The sequence below is a fragment of the Pelomonas sp. Root1237 genome (assembly GCF_001425055.1).
Classification (GTDB): domain Bacteria; phylum Pseudomonadota; class Gammaproteobacteria; order Burkholderiales; family Burkholderiaceae_C; genus Pelomonas.
The window spans coordinates 1-15,749 of record NZ_LMDK01000003.1 but is presented as its reverse complement, the minus strand read 5'-3'; the positions used below and the strand labels follow the sequence as shown (position 1 = coordinate 15,749).

Here is a 15,749-nt window from a genome sequence, read left to right as displayed (position 1 = left end):
TGATTGGCCCGTGGCGGCGGGCCTTCGCGACCCATTGCCATAGCGTCAACAGGCCCTCAGGAGACCGCAATGACCATCACCATCACCCGCACCCAGGCCCCCGTCGTCATCGACGAAGACAAGTGCATCGCCGACAAGGGCTGCACCGTCTGCGTCGACGTTTGCCCGCTCGACGTGCTGGCCATCGATCTGACGAAGAACAAGGCGTTCATGAAGTTCGATGAATGCTGGTACTGCATGCCCTGCGAGAAGGACTGCCCCACCGGCGCCGTGCGCGTCGACATCCCCTACCTGGTGAGGTGATCATGCTTGCCACCATCCATGACCGGCTGCGCAACAGCGATGCAGGCGTGCGCCGCATCGCCGTCATCGACCTGCCCTACACCGACGAGGAAGACGACATCGCGCCGCTCCTGATCGCGGCGCTCTCGGATGCCGATGCCACCGTGCGATTGGAAGCCGCCAAGGCCCTCGAAGGCTTCGAGGAGCCCGAGGTGCTGGCGGCGCTCGCCCCACTGCTGAAGGACCCGGACGCCGAGGTGCGCGCCGCCGTCGCTTACACGCTCGCAGAGCTGAAAGACTCAGCCTCCGCCACAGCGCTGCTGCCCTACCTGGGCGACGCGGACCCCGAAGTGCAGGCCGCCGCGCTGCAGGCCGTGAAAGCCCTGCGCGTGGACGCCGCCTTCGACCCCGCTATGGCCGCGCTCGCCCATGCCGACGCCAAGGTGCGCCGCGCTGCCGTCAGCGTGCTGGGCTATCTGAAGAAGCCGCAGGCCATCTCGGCGCTGACCGAAGTCGCCGCGCATGACGATGACGCCGAGGTGCGCCGCGTCGCCGTCGGTGCGCTGAGCTTTGCCAACGATGCCGAGGTCAGCGTGCATCCCGCGCTTAGCCGGGCTCTCAACGACCCGGTGTGGCAGGTGCGCGAGGAAGCCGCCACGACCTTCGCCAAGACGGGCTCGGCGCTGGGCGTGCCCAACCTCGTGCGCGCCATGGACGACGAGTACTGGCAGGTGCGGGTGAAGGCCGCTCGATCCTTGGGCAAGCTGAAGGCGCGCGACGGTGTGATGGCGCTGGTGGAGGCGCTGATCCATCCGGTCAGCAACCTGCGCAAGGAAGCCGTCATCGCACTGGGCGAGATCGGCGACCCGCGCGCCATCACGCCGCTGGAACGCACGCTGCGCGACCCCGACCCGGACGTGCGCAAGCTCTCCAAGCTCGCACTCACCACCATCCAGATGAATGGAGGTGCGGCATGACCTTCGTCGTCACCGAGGCTTGCATCCGCTGCAAGTACACCGACTGCGTCGCCGCCTGCCCCGTGGAGTGCTTCCACGAAGGCCCCGACTTTCTCGTCATCGACCCCAGCGCCTGCATCGACTGCGGCGTCTGCGTACCGGAGTGCCCGGTCGAGGCCATCTTCGACGAGAAGGACTTGCCAGCCGAACAGCGCGAATACGCCGAACTGAACCGGCGCCTGGCCGCGCAATGGCCGCTCATCACTGCCGCGCAGGAACCGCTGCCCGACGCCGAGCACTGGGCCAGCCAGACGCACAAGCGCGCCCTGCTGACCGAAAGCACCGAGCCGGCCTGACGACAGGAACTGACGCGCCGACTTTTGTGAATCTGACCCGATAGCCCAGGAGATTGAGATGAGGATGACCCAGCTCTCGAATGTTCCCGCCGCCATCCTGCGATGCCTGACCGGCCTCGCGCTCGGCATGACGCTCCTGCAGGCCCACGCCGCCAAGGAGGTGGTGACCATCGGCATCGGCACGCAGAACACCACCACCAACACCGTCACCGGCGGTGTGGTGCTCAAGGAGCTCAAGCTGCTGGAGAAGCACCTGCCCAAGACGGGCAAGTACGCCAACATCGAGTGGAAGCTCGACTGGCAGAACTTCACTTCCGGCCCGCCCATCACCAACGGCATGGTCGCCGGCAAGCTGCAGATCGGCATGATGGGCGACTACCCGCTGCTGGTGAACGGCGCCACCGGGCAGCTCAACAAGGGCAACGAGACCCAGCTCGTCGCCGTCATCGCCTACAACGCCTTCGGCTCGGGCAACGGCGTCGTGGTGCACAAGGACAGCCCCTACTACGAGCTGGCCGACCTCAAGGGCAAGACGGTGTCGGTGCCCTTCGGCTCGGCGGCGCACGGCATGATGCTGCAGGCCATGCAGGAGCGCGGCTGGCCGGCGGACTACTGGAACCTCGTCAGCCAGAGCCCCGAGGTGGGCACCACCAATCTGCAGGAAAAGAAGATCGACGCCCACGGCGACTTCGTGCCCTTCGCCGACCTGCTGCCGCAGCGCGGCTTCGCCCGCAAGATCTTCGACGGCGCACAGACCAAGGTTCCGACCTTCCACGGCGTCGTCGTGCGCAAGGAGTTCGCCGACAAATACCCCGAGGCCGTCGTGGCCTACATCAAGGCCTTGATGGAGGCCAACGACTGGGTGCGCAAGGACCCCAAGCTGGCCGCCGCCAAGATCGAAGAGTGGACCAAGATCGAGAAGGAGGTCGTCTACCTCTTCCTCGGCCCGGGCGGCATTCACACGCTGGACCCGAGCATCAAGCCGCGCTGGGTCGAGACCATCAAGATCGCACACGGCGTGCTGGCCAAGCTGGGCCGCGTGAAGGAGTTCGACGCCGTCGCCTGGGTCAACGAGAGCTATCTGCGCGAAGCCTTCAAGCAGCGCGGCCAGGACTACGAGGCCCAGAAGCAGACGCTCGCCAACTACGACATCGCCGGCAACGACCCCATCTGCAAGGTGCCGGTCACGCGGCCCAAGGAGGCCGGCGAGATCTGGCTGTCCAGCGGCGAGATCGTCGTGGCCAGCTCGCCCGCCTGCCTGCTGGCTGGCGTGAAGCAGTACGAGGCGGCGGGCAAGAAGGTCAACGTCGCCTACCTCTACGACAAGGAGCTGGGCATCAAGGTCGTCGCCGACAAGGCTTTCTACGCGGTCGACGCCAGCAACCCCAAGGCGCCGCTGGCCGTGCCCTTCCTGCTGAAGAAAGACGCCGAGGCCTACGCCGCCAGGACGCACGGCAAGCTCGCCACCTTTGCGGAGGCCCTGGGGCAGGCCAACGCCACTGTCGTCGCGGTCAGCGTGAAGTGAACACCATGAGCGCGCTGCCCCGCATCCAAACCTACACGCCGCCCCTGGCGCCGCCTGCTGCAATGCCTGCGGCGGCGCCCAAGGCGGCCCCGCCCGCCCACGTGGGCCAGGGCATCACGCCGCTGCCCCTGCCGTTGCCCGCGGCTGCTGCGCCCAGCCTGCGGCAGCGCTTCTGGCGGGGCCGTGGCGCGGCGGTGCTGATGGGTGCGCTGTCCATCGCCAGCGTGCTGCTCTTCTGGCACCTGGCCACGCGCTACAAGCTCGACGCCTACATCCGCTTCAACAACATCCCCACGCCGGCCCAAGTGCTGGAGAAGGTGGTGGAGGTCAACGCCAGCCCGAAGTTCGTCACCAACATCGGCATCAGCGTGCGGCGCATCCTGCTCGGCTTCCTGGTGGCCACGGGCCTGGGCGTCGGCCTGGGCATCCTGATCGGCCGCTACCGCATCGTGCGCGGGCTGGCCATGCCGGCGATGGAGGTTTTCCGGCCCATCCCGGCCATCGCCTGGGTGCCCATGTCCATCATGCTGTGGCCCGACAACGAGGTGAGCATCGTCTTCATCACCTTCCTGGGCGCCTTCTTCCCCATCCTGCTCAACACCGTGCATGGTGTCGAGGCGATCGACCCGGTGCTGCTGCGCGCCGCCCGCACGCTGGGCGCGGGCGAGGCCAGCCTGCTCAGGCACGTGGTGCTGCCCGGCGCCCTGCCCCACATCTTCACGGGCCTGGCGGTAGGCATGGGCGTGGCCTGGGTGTCGCTGATCGCCGCCGAGATGATCTCGGGGCAGTTCGGCATCGGCTACTTCACGTGGGAGGCCTACTCGCTGATCAGCTATGCCGAGATCGCGCTCGGGATGATCACGATCGGCGTGCTGGGGCTGCTGTGCAGCGGCGCCATCCGGCTGCTGGCCAAGCTCGCCATGCCCTGGCAGGCCCATTCGCAAGGAGGACGTTGATGGACATGGCGACAGCATCCCGTGGCCGCGTGGACGTGCGCGAGCTGGACATCCGCTTCCACTCAAAAGGCCAGGATTTCGAAGCCGTGCGCGCCGCCAACGTGCATGTGCGGCCCGGCGAGTTCGTGTCGCTGATCGGGCCGTCCGGCTGCGGCAAGTCCACGCTGCTGAACGCGGTGGCAGGCTTCCTCAAGCCCAGTGGCGGTCAGGTGCTGCTGGACGGTCAACCCATCACGGGCCCGGGCTCGGACCGCGGCGTCGTGTTCCAGCAGTACTCGCTCTTCCCATGGATGACGGTGCGTGCGAACGTGGAGTTCGGGCTGCGCATGAAGGGTGCGTCGGCCAGCGACCGCGAGGCGCAGGCGCGCACGCTGCTGGGGCTGGCCGGCCTGCTGTCCTTCGAGAACCACTACCCCGACCAACTCTCCGGCGGCATGAAGCAGCGCGTGGGCATCGTCCGCGCGCTGGCCACCAGCCCGCAGGTGCTGCTGATGGACGAGCCCTTCGGCGCCCTCGACTCTCAGACCCGCGTGGTGATGCAGGAGATCCTGACCAATATGTGGCAGCGCCTGCGCATCTCGGTGCTCTTCATCACGCACGACATCGAGGAGGCGGTGTTCCTGTCCGACCGCATCTACGTGATGACGGCAAGGCCCGGGCGCATCAAGGCCGAGCTGGACGTGCCGCTGCCGCGGCCGCGCACGCCGGACATGACCTCCGAGCCCGAGTTCGTCGCCATGGTGCGCCAGATCAAGGGCCTGATCCGCGAGGAAAGCATCGCGGCCATGGGGGGCGAACTGAGCGAAGGCGGGCTGGCGGGCCTGTGCACCGAGATCGGCCCGCAGGGCGTGGAGCACCTCGTCTGATGGACGCCGTTCCCATCGAAGTCGTCTGGCACCAGGCCAGTGGCGTGCTGGCGCTGGCCTGGGCCGATGGCCGCGCCGCCCGCCTCAGCGGCCCGGTGCTGCGCGCCGCCTGCAAATGTGCCGGTTGCGAGCAGCGCCGGCGCAGCGGCGAGCCCGTGCAGGCGCCTATCGACACACAGCTCACCGCCCTCCACCCCGTCGGGCCGCAGGGCCTGCAGCTCGTCTTCAGCGACGGCCACGACCGCGGCATCTACCCCTGGCCCTATCTGCATCAACTCTCCCTGGAGCCTTGCGCATGAGCATCCTTTTCGACGCCAAGGTGCTGGACGTCCGCCACTGGACCGACCGCCAGTTCTCCTTCACCTGCACTCGTGACCCGGGCTTTCGCTTCCAAAGCGGGCAGTTCACGATGATCGGCCTGATGGTCGACGGCAAGCCGCTGCTGCGCGCCTACAGCGTCGTCAGCCCGCACTGGGACGACACGCTGGAGTTCCTCAGCATCAAGGTGCCCGACGGCCCTCTGACGTCGCGCCTGCAGCACATCCAGGTTGGCGACACGGTGCACATCGGCCGCAAGGCCTCGGGCACCCTCGTCACGCAGAACCTGCTGGCCGGCCGGCATCTCTACCTGCTGGCCACCGGCACGGGCCTGGCGCCGTTCATGGCCATCGTGCGCGACCCCGACGTCTACGAGCTCTACGAGAAGGTCATCCTCGTGCATGGCTGTCGCCAGGTGAGCGAGCTTGCCTACGAGGACATCATCACGCGCGAGCTGCCCGACAACGAATTCTTCGGCGACCAGGTGCGCGACAAGCTCATCTACTACCCGACCGTCACGCGCGAGCCCTTCCGCAACCAGGGGCGCATCCCGACGCTCATGGCCAACGGCAAGCTGCCCAGCGACATCGGCCTGCCGCCACTGTGCAAGGAGAACGACCGCTTCATGTTGTGCGGCAGCCCCGAGATGTTGCGCGACACGCGCGCGGTGTTCGACGAGATGGGCATGACCGAGGGCAATATGAGCCATCCCGGGCATTTCGTCATCGAGCGGGCCTTCGTCGAGAAATAGCCCTAGATCCGGCAGTTGACCGCTCACCATTCTTCGAAAGAATCGATGCATCAACACCTTGGCGTTTGGTCCGTCCTCACCACTTCGGTGAACAACGCTGCACGCCCGCTGGTCTGGCGCTTCAGCCCGCTGGCGGCGTTGCTCCTCCTCGTGGGCATGAGCCCACTTCGTCGTCACGCCTTGCCAGCGGCCCGCCTCGCCAGCCACTCGGTCGTGCCCAACTGCCGGATCTAGGGCCGCATGCTGGCACGGGCTGCCTTCTTCGACGCTCATGGCCAGGCCCTGCGGCGAGTCTGGCCGGGGTGGGCGACCTGCGTGCTGATCGCTTTGGCTGCGTCATTCGTTGCCGCGCTGTATCAGGGGCCCCCGATGTTGTACGCGCTGCTGTTCGGCGCGGCGCTGCACAGCCAGAGCCCGCAGGACCGCACGGCCGCTGGCGTGGACTTCTGCGGCCGCACGCTGCTGCGCCTGGGCGTGGGGCTGCTGGGTGCGCGCATCAGCTGGGAGCAGGTCGCCGGGCTCGGTTGGCCGACCTTGCTCGTCGTGTTGTTCGCGGTCGCCAGCACCCTCCTGTGCGGTCGGTGGCTGGCGAAGGCACTGCGCCTGCCGTGGGCGCTCGGCATGCTGGCGGGCGGCGCCACGGCCATCTGCGGCGCCTCGGCGGCGCTGGCGATTGGTGCGGTGCTGCCGCGTGCCGGTGAGGGGGAGACGCCGAACGAACGCCACGCGCTCGTCGTGGCCGTCTTGGCCACGCTGCTGTCGACGGCGGCGATGGTGGCCTACCCACTGATCGCGCGGCAGTTGCAGCTGTCGCCGGCTGGTGCTGGCCTCTTCATCGGCGGAAGCATCCATGACGTGGCGCAGGTGGTGGTAGCGGGCTATTCGATCTCTGCGGCCGCCGGCGACGCGGCCTCCATCGTCAAACTCCTGCGCGTCAGCCTGCTCTTCATCGTCGTGCTGGGCGTGTCCATCGCCTGCCGCAGTTCGGCCGACGAGCCGCCTCCCACGGCACGACCGATGGTCATGCGACTCGGCGCGCTGGTGCCGGGCTTTCTATGGCTGTTCGTCGCGCTGGCGACGCTCAACTCGCTGGGATGCCTGCGGCCAGTGCAGGAGCAGCTCAATCTCGCCTCGCGCGCCTGCCTCATGCTGGGGGTGGCCGGGCTCGGCATGAAGACGTCGTTCCCGCACCTCGCCAGCGCAGGTTGGCGGCCCATCTTGCTGATGGTGGCGACGAGCTTGTGGCTTGCAGCCGTTTCGCTCGCCGCCGCCTGGGGATTGCGGTTCTATTGAGGGTCCAACAAATCAGACCGTGGTCGGTGAGTCGCTCTGCAGCGTCCTGTCTATCTCGACGCGGTTCCGGCCGGCCTCCTTGGCGCGATACAGGGCCTCGTCGGCCCGCTTGAGGGCATTCGCAGCCGACCCTCCCGGCGGCGACAGCGCCACGCCGAAGCTGGCGGTGATTGCGAGGCGGCCCGCAGTGCAGCTGACCTCGCTCTGCTGCACGCGTTCGCGCAGCTTCTCGGCCAGGCGGGCGGCATCACGCACACGCGTGCCCTGGCAGGCGATCAGGAACTCCTCGCCGCCCCAGCGACCGATGACATCGCTCGCGCGCAGGTTGGCCGCGACGATGGCCGCAACGCGGCGCAATACCTCGTCGCCGCAATCATGGCCATGGCGGTCGTTGACATGCTTGAAGTGGTCGATGTCCAGCAGCACGAGCGACATCCCCTGTGCCGCCTCTTCCATGTCACCCAGCGATTGCTCCAGGCCGCGCCGGTTCAACACACCGGTCAGTTCATCGACCGTAGCCAGGCGGCGCAGGTTCTCCTGCTCGATGCGCAACTGACGCGTGCGCGCTGTCAAGGCATCGATCTCCCGCTGCTGGCGGCGATGGCTCAGGCGCAGTCGCTGCCAGCCACGCAACACCATGGCGCAAGCACCAAAAAGCCAGGCAAGCAGGATTCCCAGGTAGACGCGGTCGTCGCTGATCAATTCGCCCTTCAGCACCAGGCGGCGAAGCTGCAGTTCATGGTGCTGGCCGGTCAGCTCTCCGGGAATGCCGATGGACAACGAAGTCGCGTTGTCCAGGCTCGGCTGGTTGTACTCGCGAGGCAGATTGAACATCTGGACCCACCAGTCGGGCACGTTGAGTTCGCTCAACTTGATGCGCACCGGTTGCTCAACGTCTCGCCTTCGAAGCGTGACCGCGTGCATCCGCGAGCTGTTGGCGTCCTCGAGCCTGGAGAAGCGCGGATCGAAATTCCGGATATCAAGATGCAGGAATGGCGCCGGCCCTTGGTAGTTCAGTTCCAGCTCGATGTGGTCAAAACCGCTCAGATCCCGGCCGCGGCTGAGATCGTCGCCGGTCAGCAGATAGGTCAGGACGCACGGCTGGTACTTCTCGGAGGCGACGTATTGGCAACGCCATCGCAACTGCCCGGCGTCCACCCACTGCACCGCGGCTTCCTCGCCGGCCTGAGGGGGGGCTTCCAGGAAATGCTTGCTCACGCCCGGCTCCAGCAGATCCAGAGTTCGCGCGGGCAGCATCATGTGAACACCCAGCACGGCCACGGTGAGCACGATCCCTCCCATGAGGAATCTGATGCTGGTCAGGTCAGATTGCACGCCATCAAACTTCGGCATTTGCGTCCTGTGCACTCTAGATCCAAAGGCGGGCGCCGGCACAACGAAGCGCTCGCCTCACGGGGCAAATCGCCGTCGACGGCAATCCATGAAAAACGCGGCCTGGCCAACTGCCGCGAATCGGTTCGATGGGCGCCAGCGCCTTCGATAATTGAAATTGGTAAGGCCAATTTAACGATTTATGCCATGTTCGCCTACACTGGTCAGACCTTCAATACCCTGACCATCGTGAGTGACTTCCACGCCCCTTCCGCCTGCCTGACGGGCAAGACCGTTCTGATCACCGCAGCAGCACAGGGAATCGGACGTGCAAGCGCCCTGGCCTGCCTCGCGGCGGGTGCCGAGGTGATCGCCACGGACATCCAGGAAAGCGGCTTGGCCGCGCTGGCCCGGGAAGCGGCGTCTTCGGCGCTGCGTACCGAGGTTCTCGATGTCCGCGACACCCTGTCGGTGCAGAGCCTGGCCGGTCGGTTGCCTGCTCTGCATGGCCTGTTCAACTGCGCCGGCTTCGTGCATCACGGCACGGTGCTCGACTGCGACGAAGCGGCCTGGGACTTCAGCATGGACCTGAACGTGAAGAGCATGCTGCGCACGCTGCGCGCCTTCCTGCCGGGCATGCTCGCAGAGGCCGCACGCCACGGCGGCGGCGCCTCGGTGCTGAACATGGCATCCATGGCCTCATCGGTGAAGGGCTTTGCGAACCGCTTCGCCTACGGCACGACCAAGGCGGCCGTCATCGGCTTGAGCAAGGCAGTCGCTGCGGACTTCGTCAAGCAAGGCCTGCGCTGCAATGCCCTTTGCCCTGGCACGGTGGACACACCGTCCCTGCGCGGGCGGATCGCTGCGGCGGCCGATCCCGTGCAGGCCGAGAAAGACTTCATCGCCCGCCAGCCCATGGGCCGGCTGGCCACAGTCGACGACATCGCACCGCTCGTCGTCTTCCTGCTCAGCGACGCGTCGCGCTTCATCACCGGGCAGGCCGTTTGCGTGGATGGTGGCGTCACGATCTAAGGCGCGCGTCATTTCGGCATATCTCCCGATCCGTCAATAACGAACTTCTCATGAAACTCCTCCGCTACGGCCCCGTGGGCCAAGAACGACCCGGCCTGCTCGATGACAACGGCCGCGTGCGCGACCTCTCAGGCCTTGTCGATGACGTTGCAGGCAACGTGCTGACGCCCGCCGGCCTCGCAAGGCTGCGCGATATCGACCCGACGGACCTGCCACTCGTCAGCGGCACGCCGCAACAGGACCTGCGTCTCGGCCCCTGCGTCGGCCGCGTCGGCAAGTTCATCTGCATCGGCCTGAACTACGCCGATCACGCTGCCGAGTCCGGCCTGCCCGTGCCGACCGAGCCCGTCGTCTTCGCCAAGTGGACCAGCGCCATCTGCGGCCCCGATGACGCGGTGCAGATCCCGCGCGGCTCGCTCAAGACCGACTGGGAGGTAGAGCTGGGCGTCGTCATCGGCGAAGGTGGCCGCTACATCGAGGAAGCCGATGCGATGAAGCACGTGGCCGGCTACTGCGTCGTCAATGACGTGTCAGAGCGCGAATGGCAGCTCGAGCGCGGCACGCAGTGGGACAAGGGCAAGGGTTGCGACACCTTCGGCCCCATCGGCCCCTGGCTCGTCACGGCCGACGAGGTGGCCGACCCGCAGCAGCTGGACCTCTGGCTGGAGATCGACGGCCGGCGCTTCCAGAACGGCAACACGCGCACCATGGTGTTCGGCGTTGCGCAGATCGTCAGCTACCTGAGCAAGTTCATGAGCCTGCAGCCCGGCGACATCATCTCCACCGGCACGCCGCCCGGCGTCGGCCTGGGCCAGAAGCCGCCGCTGTACCTGAAGCCCGGCCAGACCATGCGCCTGGGCATCCAGGGCCTGGGCGTGCAGACCCAGAAAACCATTGCCGCCTGACCATGACCCGTATCACCAACCTGCGCACAGTGGACGTGCGCTTCCCGACGTCGCAGCACCTCGACGGTTCGGACGCGATGAACCCCGACCCGGACTACTCGGCCGCCTACGTCATCCTTGAAACCGACACGCCGGGCCTGGAAGGCCATGGCCTGACCTTCACCATCGGCCGTGGCAACGATATCTGCTGCCGCGCCATCGAGGCCATGCGCCACCTGGTTGTCGGCCTGGAGCTGAGCTGGATCGCCGCCGACATGGGCCGCTTCTGGCGCCACGTCACGTCGGACAGCCAGCTGCGCTGGATCGGGCCCGACAAGGGCGCTATCCACCTCGCCACCGGCGCCGTCGTCAATGCCGTATGGGACTTGTGGGCCAAGGCCGAGGGCAAGCCGGTGTGGAGGCTCGTGGCCGACATGAGCCCGGCGGAGCTGGTGCGCTGCATCGACTTCCGCTACATCACCGACTGCATCACACCCGACGAGGCGCTGGCGCTGCTCACCCGCGCAGCAGAGGGCAAGGCCGAGCGCCTGGCCACGCTGGAGCGCGAGGGCTACCCCTGCTACACGACCTCGGCCGGCTGGCTGGGCTACCCCGACGACAAGCTGCGCCGGCTGTGCCAGGAGGCTGTGGACGCGGGCTTCAACCACGTCAAGCTCAAGGTCGGCCGCGACCGCGAGGACGACATCCGCCGCCTGCGTATCGCTCGCGAGGTGCTGGGGCCGGACCGCAAGCTGATGATCGACGCCAATCAGGTCTGGGATGTTCCCGTGGCCATCGACTGGCTCAAGGACCTGGCCTTTGCCAAGCCCTGGTTCATCGAGGAACCGACCAGCCCCGACGACGTCGAAGGCCACCGCGCCATTCGGCAGGCCATCGCGCCCATGCAGGTCGCCACCGGCGAGATGTGCCAGAACCGCATCCTGTTCAAGCAGTTCATGATGCGCGGCGCCATCGACGTGGTGCAGATCGACAGCTGCCGCCTGGGTGGCGTCAACGAGATCCTGGCCGTCATGCTGATGGCCGCCAAGCACGGCCTGCCCGTCTGCCCGCATGCCGGTGGCGTGGGCCTGTGCGAGTACGTGCAGCACCTGTCCATGATCGACTACCTCTGCATTGCCGGCACGCGTGACGGCCGTGTCATCGAGTACGTGGATCACCTGCATGAGCACTTCGTCGACCCCTGCGTCGTGCGCGGCGCGGCCTACATGCCGCCCGAAGCACCGGGCTTTTCGATCACGATGAAACCGGCCTCGCTGGCGCAATACCGGTTCGGGGGCTGAACTCGCCAGAACCGTTCCAGCACCATCGCGCGGCCTCGAAAGAGCCCGCGCGATTGCCTTTTTCCGGATAGGTCCACGTCATGAAGAACCGATCTCTGTCAACGATGCTGGCCTGCCTGTGCATCGCCCTGACCCCAGCGCGCGCGCGTGCGCAGGACGAGGGCGAATGGCATTCGCTGTTCAATGGCCGCGACCTTTCAGGATGGACCGTGAAGATCAACAAGCATCCGCTTGGTGACAATCACGCGAACACCTTTCGGGTGGAAGACGGCGTGATCAAGGTCAGCTATGACGGCTACGGCAAGTTCGACGAACAGTTCGGCCATCTGTACTCCAACCTGGCCTACGCCAACTACATCCTTAGGCTCGAGTACCGGATCACGGGCACTGCCGTTGCAGATGCCCCACCCTGGGCCAAACTCAACAGCGGCGTGATGATCCATTCACAGTCGCCCTGGACGATGGGGCTCAACCAGGCCTGGCCTGCCAGCATGGAATTCCAGTTCCTCAGCGCGGGCGCAACGGCGGGCCGCCAGACGGGAAATGTGTGCACGCCTGGCACCAACCTCGAGATGAAGGGCCGGCTGGTGACAGACCACATCATCGAGTCGACCTCGAAATTGTTCCCCCTGAATGAGTGGGTAGCGGTGGAGGTCGAGGTTCGAGGCAACGAGGAAGTCGTCCATCGCGTCAATGGCGTCGAGGTCCTGCGCTATCAGCACCCCCAGCTTGATCCCAGGGAGGACAGCGCAAAGGCCCTGCTGGATGCCGGTGCTCCCCTGCAGTTGTCATTCGGCCATATCGCGCTGCAGGCGGAATCGCAGCCCGTATGGTTTCGGAACATCAGGATCCGATCCCTCCCCGCCACTTCCCGGACCGGGCAACAGGCTCCGGGAGTGCCTCGGTGAAATCTCCTGCTGCTGCCGTGACTCGCGGCCTGCGATGACGAAGCCGCGCGCCCCTATTTACTTTGTCCATCGCCCCAACTAACATTGGTCATACCAAAAACACAACGACAAGTTGTGGTCCGACCACGAAAGTTCATCAGGGAGAAGTGCCTTGCAGGTCGAAGCCGCCGCGAGCCAACAGCTCCTCAAAGTCATCAATCGCATGGCGCTCGTCAGGCAACTGTGCGCCAAACCAGGTCAGTCACGAGCCGATCTGGCTGCTGTGGTGGGCCTGACTAAATCCACCGTCGGCCTGCTCGCCCGTGAATTGATTACCGAGGGTTGGCTGGTCGAGCGTGAAATCGTCCCGACAGGCGACATGGGTCGCCGCCCCACGCCCTTGTTCATCGATCCAACCCGACTGCTGCTGCTCGGTGCCGAAGTCGGCGTCGACTCCGTGCGCGTGGTTGCCACGTCCCTCACGGGCGAGATACGTGCAGAAACTGTCGCCAGCTACGGTGCCATTCGCTCGGCCAAGTCGTGCATTCGAGTACTTGCCGCATCGCTGCTGAAGGTCTTCGGGCAGCTCGCCGCCAGCGAGCAGGCGCTGGGTATCGGTGTCGGCTTGCCCGGCGGCGTCGATGCAGCGCGTGGCGTGCTTCGATTCGCGCCCAACCTGGGCTGGCGCGATGTGCCATTCGCAGCACTGCTGGCCGAAAGACTGGCTGACTCCCCGCTGGCGCACGTGCCGCTCTTCCTTCAGAACGAAGCTGCTGTCGCCGCGGTTGGCGAAGTGGAGTTCAACTCCTCGACCGCAGCGGACCCATTGCTCTACGTCTCCATCAGCGAGGGCCTCGGTGCCGGTGTCATCGTCGGTGACCGGCTGCTGACCGGTAACCGAGGTTTCGCTGGCGAAGTGGGGCACACCGTGCTGCAACTCGATGGTCCGCGTTGTTCCTGCGGGCGCCGGGGCTGCGCGGAGGCGCTGATCTCGATGGGCGCCATGCAGCGGGGCTACGGCAGGGGGACGGAGATGACCTCGCTGTCTCGGATACGCAGCCATCTGTTGGGGAACGACCCTGAGACCCAGAATGCCGTCGCCTCCGCCGGACGCTACCTCGGCGTGCTGCTGCAGAACCTGTCTGCCACTTACGACCCCGCGTGCATCGTTCTCGGTGGCGCCGCGATCGAGCTGGGCGAACCATTCCTTAAGCCGGCGCTGGATACGCTGAACGCCTATGCCGCTGCAGCCGGTTTGCCACCGCCGATCGTGCGCACGTCGCGCTTCGGCGTCAACGCCGTCGCTGTCGGCGCTGCAGCGCTGGCACGTTATCGACTGACCCGCCCCGCGTTACCTCTGGCTGACGGTGGAACCATTTTTCTTGAAACAGCGGAGGCTGCTTGATGTTTCTCGGCATTGATCTGGGTACCTCGGAAGTCAAGCTGCTGTTGCTTGACGACAGCGGTCGCATCGTTGGTACCGCAGGCAGCGCATTGACGCTGTCGGCACCGGAACCTCTGTGGTCCGAGCAGAATCCATCCGACTGGTGGCGCGCGACCGGCACCGCCGTCGCCCAATTGCGCACGACCCACCCGACCGAGTTCGCCGCCGTGCGCGGCATCGGCCTGTCCGGCCAGATGCACGGCGCGGTGCTGCTGGGCGCTGACGATGCCGTGCTGCGCCCGGCCATCCTGTGGAACGACNGCCGCCGTGCGCGGCATCGGCCTGTCCGGCCAGATGCACGGCGCGGTGCTGCTGGGCGCTGACGATGCCGTGCTGCGCCCGGCCATCCTGTGGAACGACGGCCGCAGCCACGCCGAGTGCGACGAGCTGACGGCCGCCGCGCCGCGCCTGCACGACATCGCCGGCAACCTCGCCATGCCCGGCTTCACCGCSCCGAAGCTGCTGTGGGTSAAGAAGCACGAGCCCGAAGTCTTCGAGCGCGTGKCCAGCGTGCTGCTGCCCAAGGACTGGCTGCGCCTGCAGCTGACCGGCGACAAGGTCTCCGACCCGTCGGACGCCGCCGGCACCCTGTGGCTGGACGTGGCCCGGCGCGACTGGTCCGACGAACTGCTCGGYGCCTGCGGCCTGACGCGCGCGCAGATGCCCCGCCTGGTCGAGAGCAGCCAGCCCAGCGGCGTGCTCAAGCCCGAACTCGCCAAGGCCTGGGGCCTGGGCGCGGAGGTGGTCGTCGCCGGTGGCGCCGGCGACAACGCGGCCAGCGCCATCGGCATCGGCGCCACGCAGCCMGGKGAYGGCTTCATCTCGCTGGGCACCTCGGGCGTGCTCTTCGTCGTCAACGACCGCTACCGGCCCAACCCGGCCTCGGCCGTGCACGCCTTCTGCCATGCGCTTCCCGCACGCTGGCACCAGATGAGCGTGATGCTGTCGGCCGCCAGYTGCCTGCGCTGGTTCTGCCAGCTCGTCGGCGCCGATGAAGCYACCTTGCTGGCTGAACTTTCATCAAATGACAGCGCAGTCAGCACCTCAGACCACGCGCCGATCTTCCTGCCYTACCTSGCCGGYGAGCGCACGCCGCACAACGACCCGTTTGCAGCCGGCGTCTTCCATGGCCTGAAGGCGCAGACGAATCGCGCCGACTGCACCTATGCCGTGCTCGAGGGCGTGGCCTTCGGGCTGGCCGAYGGGCTGGACGCGCTGCGGGCGGCMGGCACCGAGGTCCAYCAGCTGTCGCTGGTGGGCGGCGGCTCACGCAGCCGTTTCTGGGCCCAGCTGATCGCCGACGCGCTCCAGGTCGACATCGTCCTGCACACCGGCAGCGAAGCCGGCGGCGCGCTCGGCGCRGCACGCCTGGGCTGGTTGGCCACCGGGGGTGCTGTCGAGACCRTCTGCACCCGCCCGCCCGTGGCGGCCCTCTTCTCTCCCGACCCCGAACGCCATGCCCGCCTGGCYCCCCGCCTGGCGCGTTTCCGTGACCTCTACCGCCGCCTGCGCGGTGCCTGACCCCCGAGTTATGACGAGCTATTTCCACGCCATCGCCCCGATCCG

16 protein-coding genes and 1 pseudogene are annotated in these 15,749 nt (G+C 66.8%); 16 read left to right on the top strand and 1 reads right to left on the bottom strand.

Annotated elements, in window-relative coordinates:
• The first annotated feature begins 69 nt into the window (after nucleotides 1-69).
• The 9 genes from ASC91_RS04975 to ASC91_RS04935 all read left to right on the top strand — a co-directional run bounded on the left by ASC91_RS04975 (nucleotide 70) and on the right by ASC91_RS04935 (nucleotide 7,303).
• Complete coding sequence (locus ASC91_RS04975) at nucleotides 70-303, top strand: ferredoxin family protein (RefSeq protein ID WP_056193195.1); 234 nt, start codon at nucleotides 70-72, stop codon at nucleotides 301-303.
• A gap of 2 nt (nucleotides 304-305) precedes the next feature.
• On the top strand, nucleotides 306-1,259 hold the full coding sequence (locus ASC91_RS04970) for a HEAT repeat domain-containing protein (protein WP_056193192.1): 954 nt from the start codon (nucleotides 306-308) through the stop codon (nucleotides 1,257-1,259).
• Entirely contained in the window at nucleotides 1,256-1,594 is a 339-nt protein-coding gene (fdxA, locus tag ASC91_RS04965; RefSeq protein WP_056193188.1) for a ferredoxin FdxA, read from the top strand. The genes ASC91_RS04970 and fdxA overlap by 4 nt, the downstream gene beginning before the upstream one ends.
• A 64-nt stretch (nucleotides 1,595-1,658) precedes the next feature.
• On the top strand, nucleotides 1,659-3,119 hold the full coding sequence (locus ASC91_RS04960) for an ABC transporter substrate-binding protein (protein ID WP_235531839.1): 1,461 nt from the start codon (nucleotides 1,659-1,661) through the stop codon (nucleotides 3,117-3,119).
• Nucleotides 3,120-3,124: 5 nt separating this feature from the next.
• Complete coding sequence (locus ASC91_RS04955; protein WP_056193470.1) at nucleotides 3,125-4,075, top strand: ABC transporter permease; 951 nt, start codon at nucleotides 3,125-3,127, stop codon at nucleotides 4,073-4,075.
• A 5-nt stretch (nucleotides 4,076-4,080) separates the two neighbouring features.
• Nucleotides 4,081-4,941, top strand: a complete 861-nt coding sequence (locus tag ASC91_RS04950; RefSeq protein WP_235531857.1) for an ABC transporter ATP-binding protein — start codon at nucleotides 4,081-4,083, stop codon at nucleotides 4,939-4,941.
• Entirely contained in the window at nucleotides 4,941-5,240 is a 300-nt protein-coding gene (locus ASC91_RS04945) for a DUF971 domain-containing protein (protein WP_056193180.1), read from the top strand. Before ASC91_RS04950 ends, ASC91_RS04945 begins: the two co-directional genes overlap by 1 nt.
• Nucleotides 5,237-6,010, top strand: coding sequence for a ferredoxin--NADP reductase (locus ASC91_RS04940; RefSeq protein WP_056193177.1), 774 nt, complete (start codon nucleotides 5,237-5,239; stop codon nucleotides 6,008-6,010). The genes ASC91_RS04945 and ASC91_RS04940 overlap by 4 nt, the downstream gene beginning before the upstream one ends.
• 315 nt (nucleotides 6,011-6,325) lie before the next feature.
• A complete protein-coding gene (locus ASC91_RS04935) occupies nucleotides 6,326-7,303 on the top strand; it encodes a YeiH family protein (RefSeq protein WP_235531832.1) in 978 nt (325 codons plus the stop codon).
• 12 nt (nucleotides 7,304-7,315) lie between these two features.
• Here ASC91_RS04935 and ASC91_RS04930 read toward each other — a convergent pair whose 3' ends face one another.
• Nucleotides 7,316-8,656 (bottom strand): GGDEF domain-containing protein, encoded by a 1,341-nt coding sequence (locus ASC91_RS04930; RefSeq protein ID WP_056193170.1) that lies wholly within the window; start codon nucleotides 8,654-8,656, stop codon nucleotides 7,316-7,318.
• 258 nt (nucleotides 8,657-8,914) lie between these two features.
• Here ASC91_RS04930 and ASC91_RS04925 point away from each other — a divergent pair, with 258 nt between their 5' ends.
• The 7 genes and pseudogenes from ASC91_RS04925 to xylB all read left to right on the top strand — a co-directional run.
• Nucleotides 8,915-9,667: an SDR family oxidoreductase gene (locus ASC91_RS04925; protein WP_056193466.1), complete on the top strand. Its 753-nt coding sequence runs from the start codon at nucleotides 8,915-8,917 to the stop codon at nucleotides 9,665-9,667.
• A gap of 50 nt (nucleotides 9,668-9,717) precedes the next feature.
• Complete coding sequence (locus tag ASC91_RS04920) at nucleotides 9,718-10,572, top strand: ureidoglycolate lyase (RefSeq protein WP_056193167.1); 855 nt, start codon at nucleotides 9,718-9,720, stop codon at nucleotides 10,570-10,572.
• 2 nt (nucleotides 10,573-10,574) lie between these two features.
• Nucleotides 10,575-11,852 carry an L-fuconate dehydratase gene (locus ASC91_RS04915; RefSeq protein ID WP_056193164.1) on the top strand — a complete coding sequence of 426 codons (1,278 nt, stop codon included), beginning with the start codon at nucleotides 10,575-10,577 and terminating at the stop codon, nucleotides 11,850-11,852.
• 80 nt (nucleotides 11,853-11,932) lie between these two features.
• Nucleotides 11,933-12,760, top strand: coding sequence for a DUF1080 domain-containing protein (locus ASC91_RS04910; protein ID WP_082532435.1), 828 nt, complete (start codon nucleotides 11,933-11,935; stop codon nucleotides 12,758-12,760).
• Nucleotides 12,761-12,911: 151 nt separating this feature from the next.
• A complete protein-coding gene (locus ASC91_RS04905) occupies nucleotides 12,912-14,144 on the top strand; it encodes an ROK family protein (RefSeq protein ID WP_056193159.1) in 1,233 nt (410 codons plus the stop codon).
• Nucleotides 14,144-14,443, top strand: a pseudogene (locus ASC91_RS30175) (FGGY family carbohydrate kinase); the annotation flags it as partial. The gene ASC91_RS04905 and the pseudogene ASC91_RS30175, both read left to right, overlap by 1 nt.
• Before the next feature lies 1 nt (nucleotide 14,444).
• On the top strand, nucleotides 14,445-15,704 hold a 1,260-nt coding region (xylB, locus tag ASC91_RS04900; protein ID WP_235531831.1), incomplete at its 5' end, for a xylulokinase.
• Nucleotides 15,705-15,749: the final 45 nt, after the last annotated feature.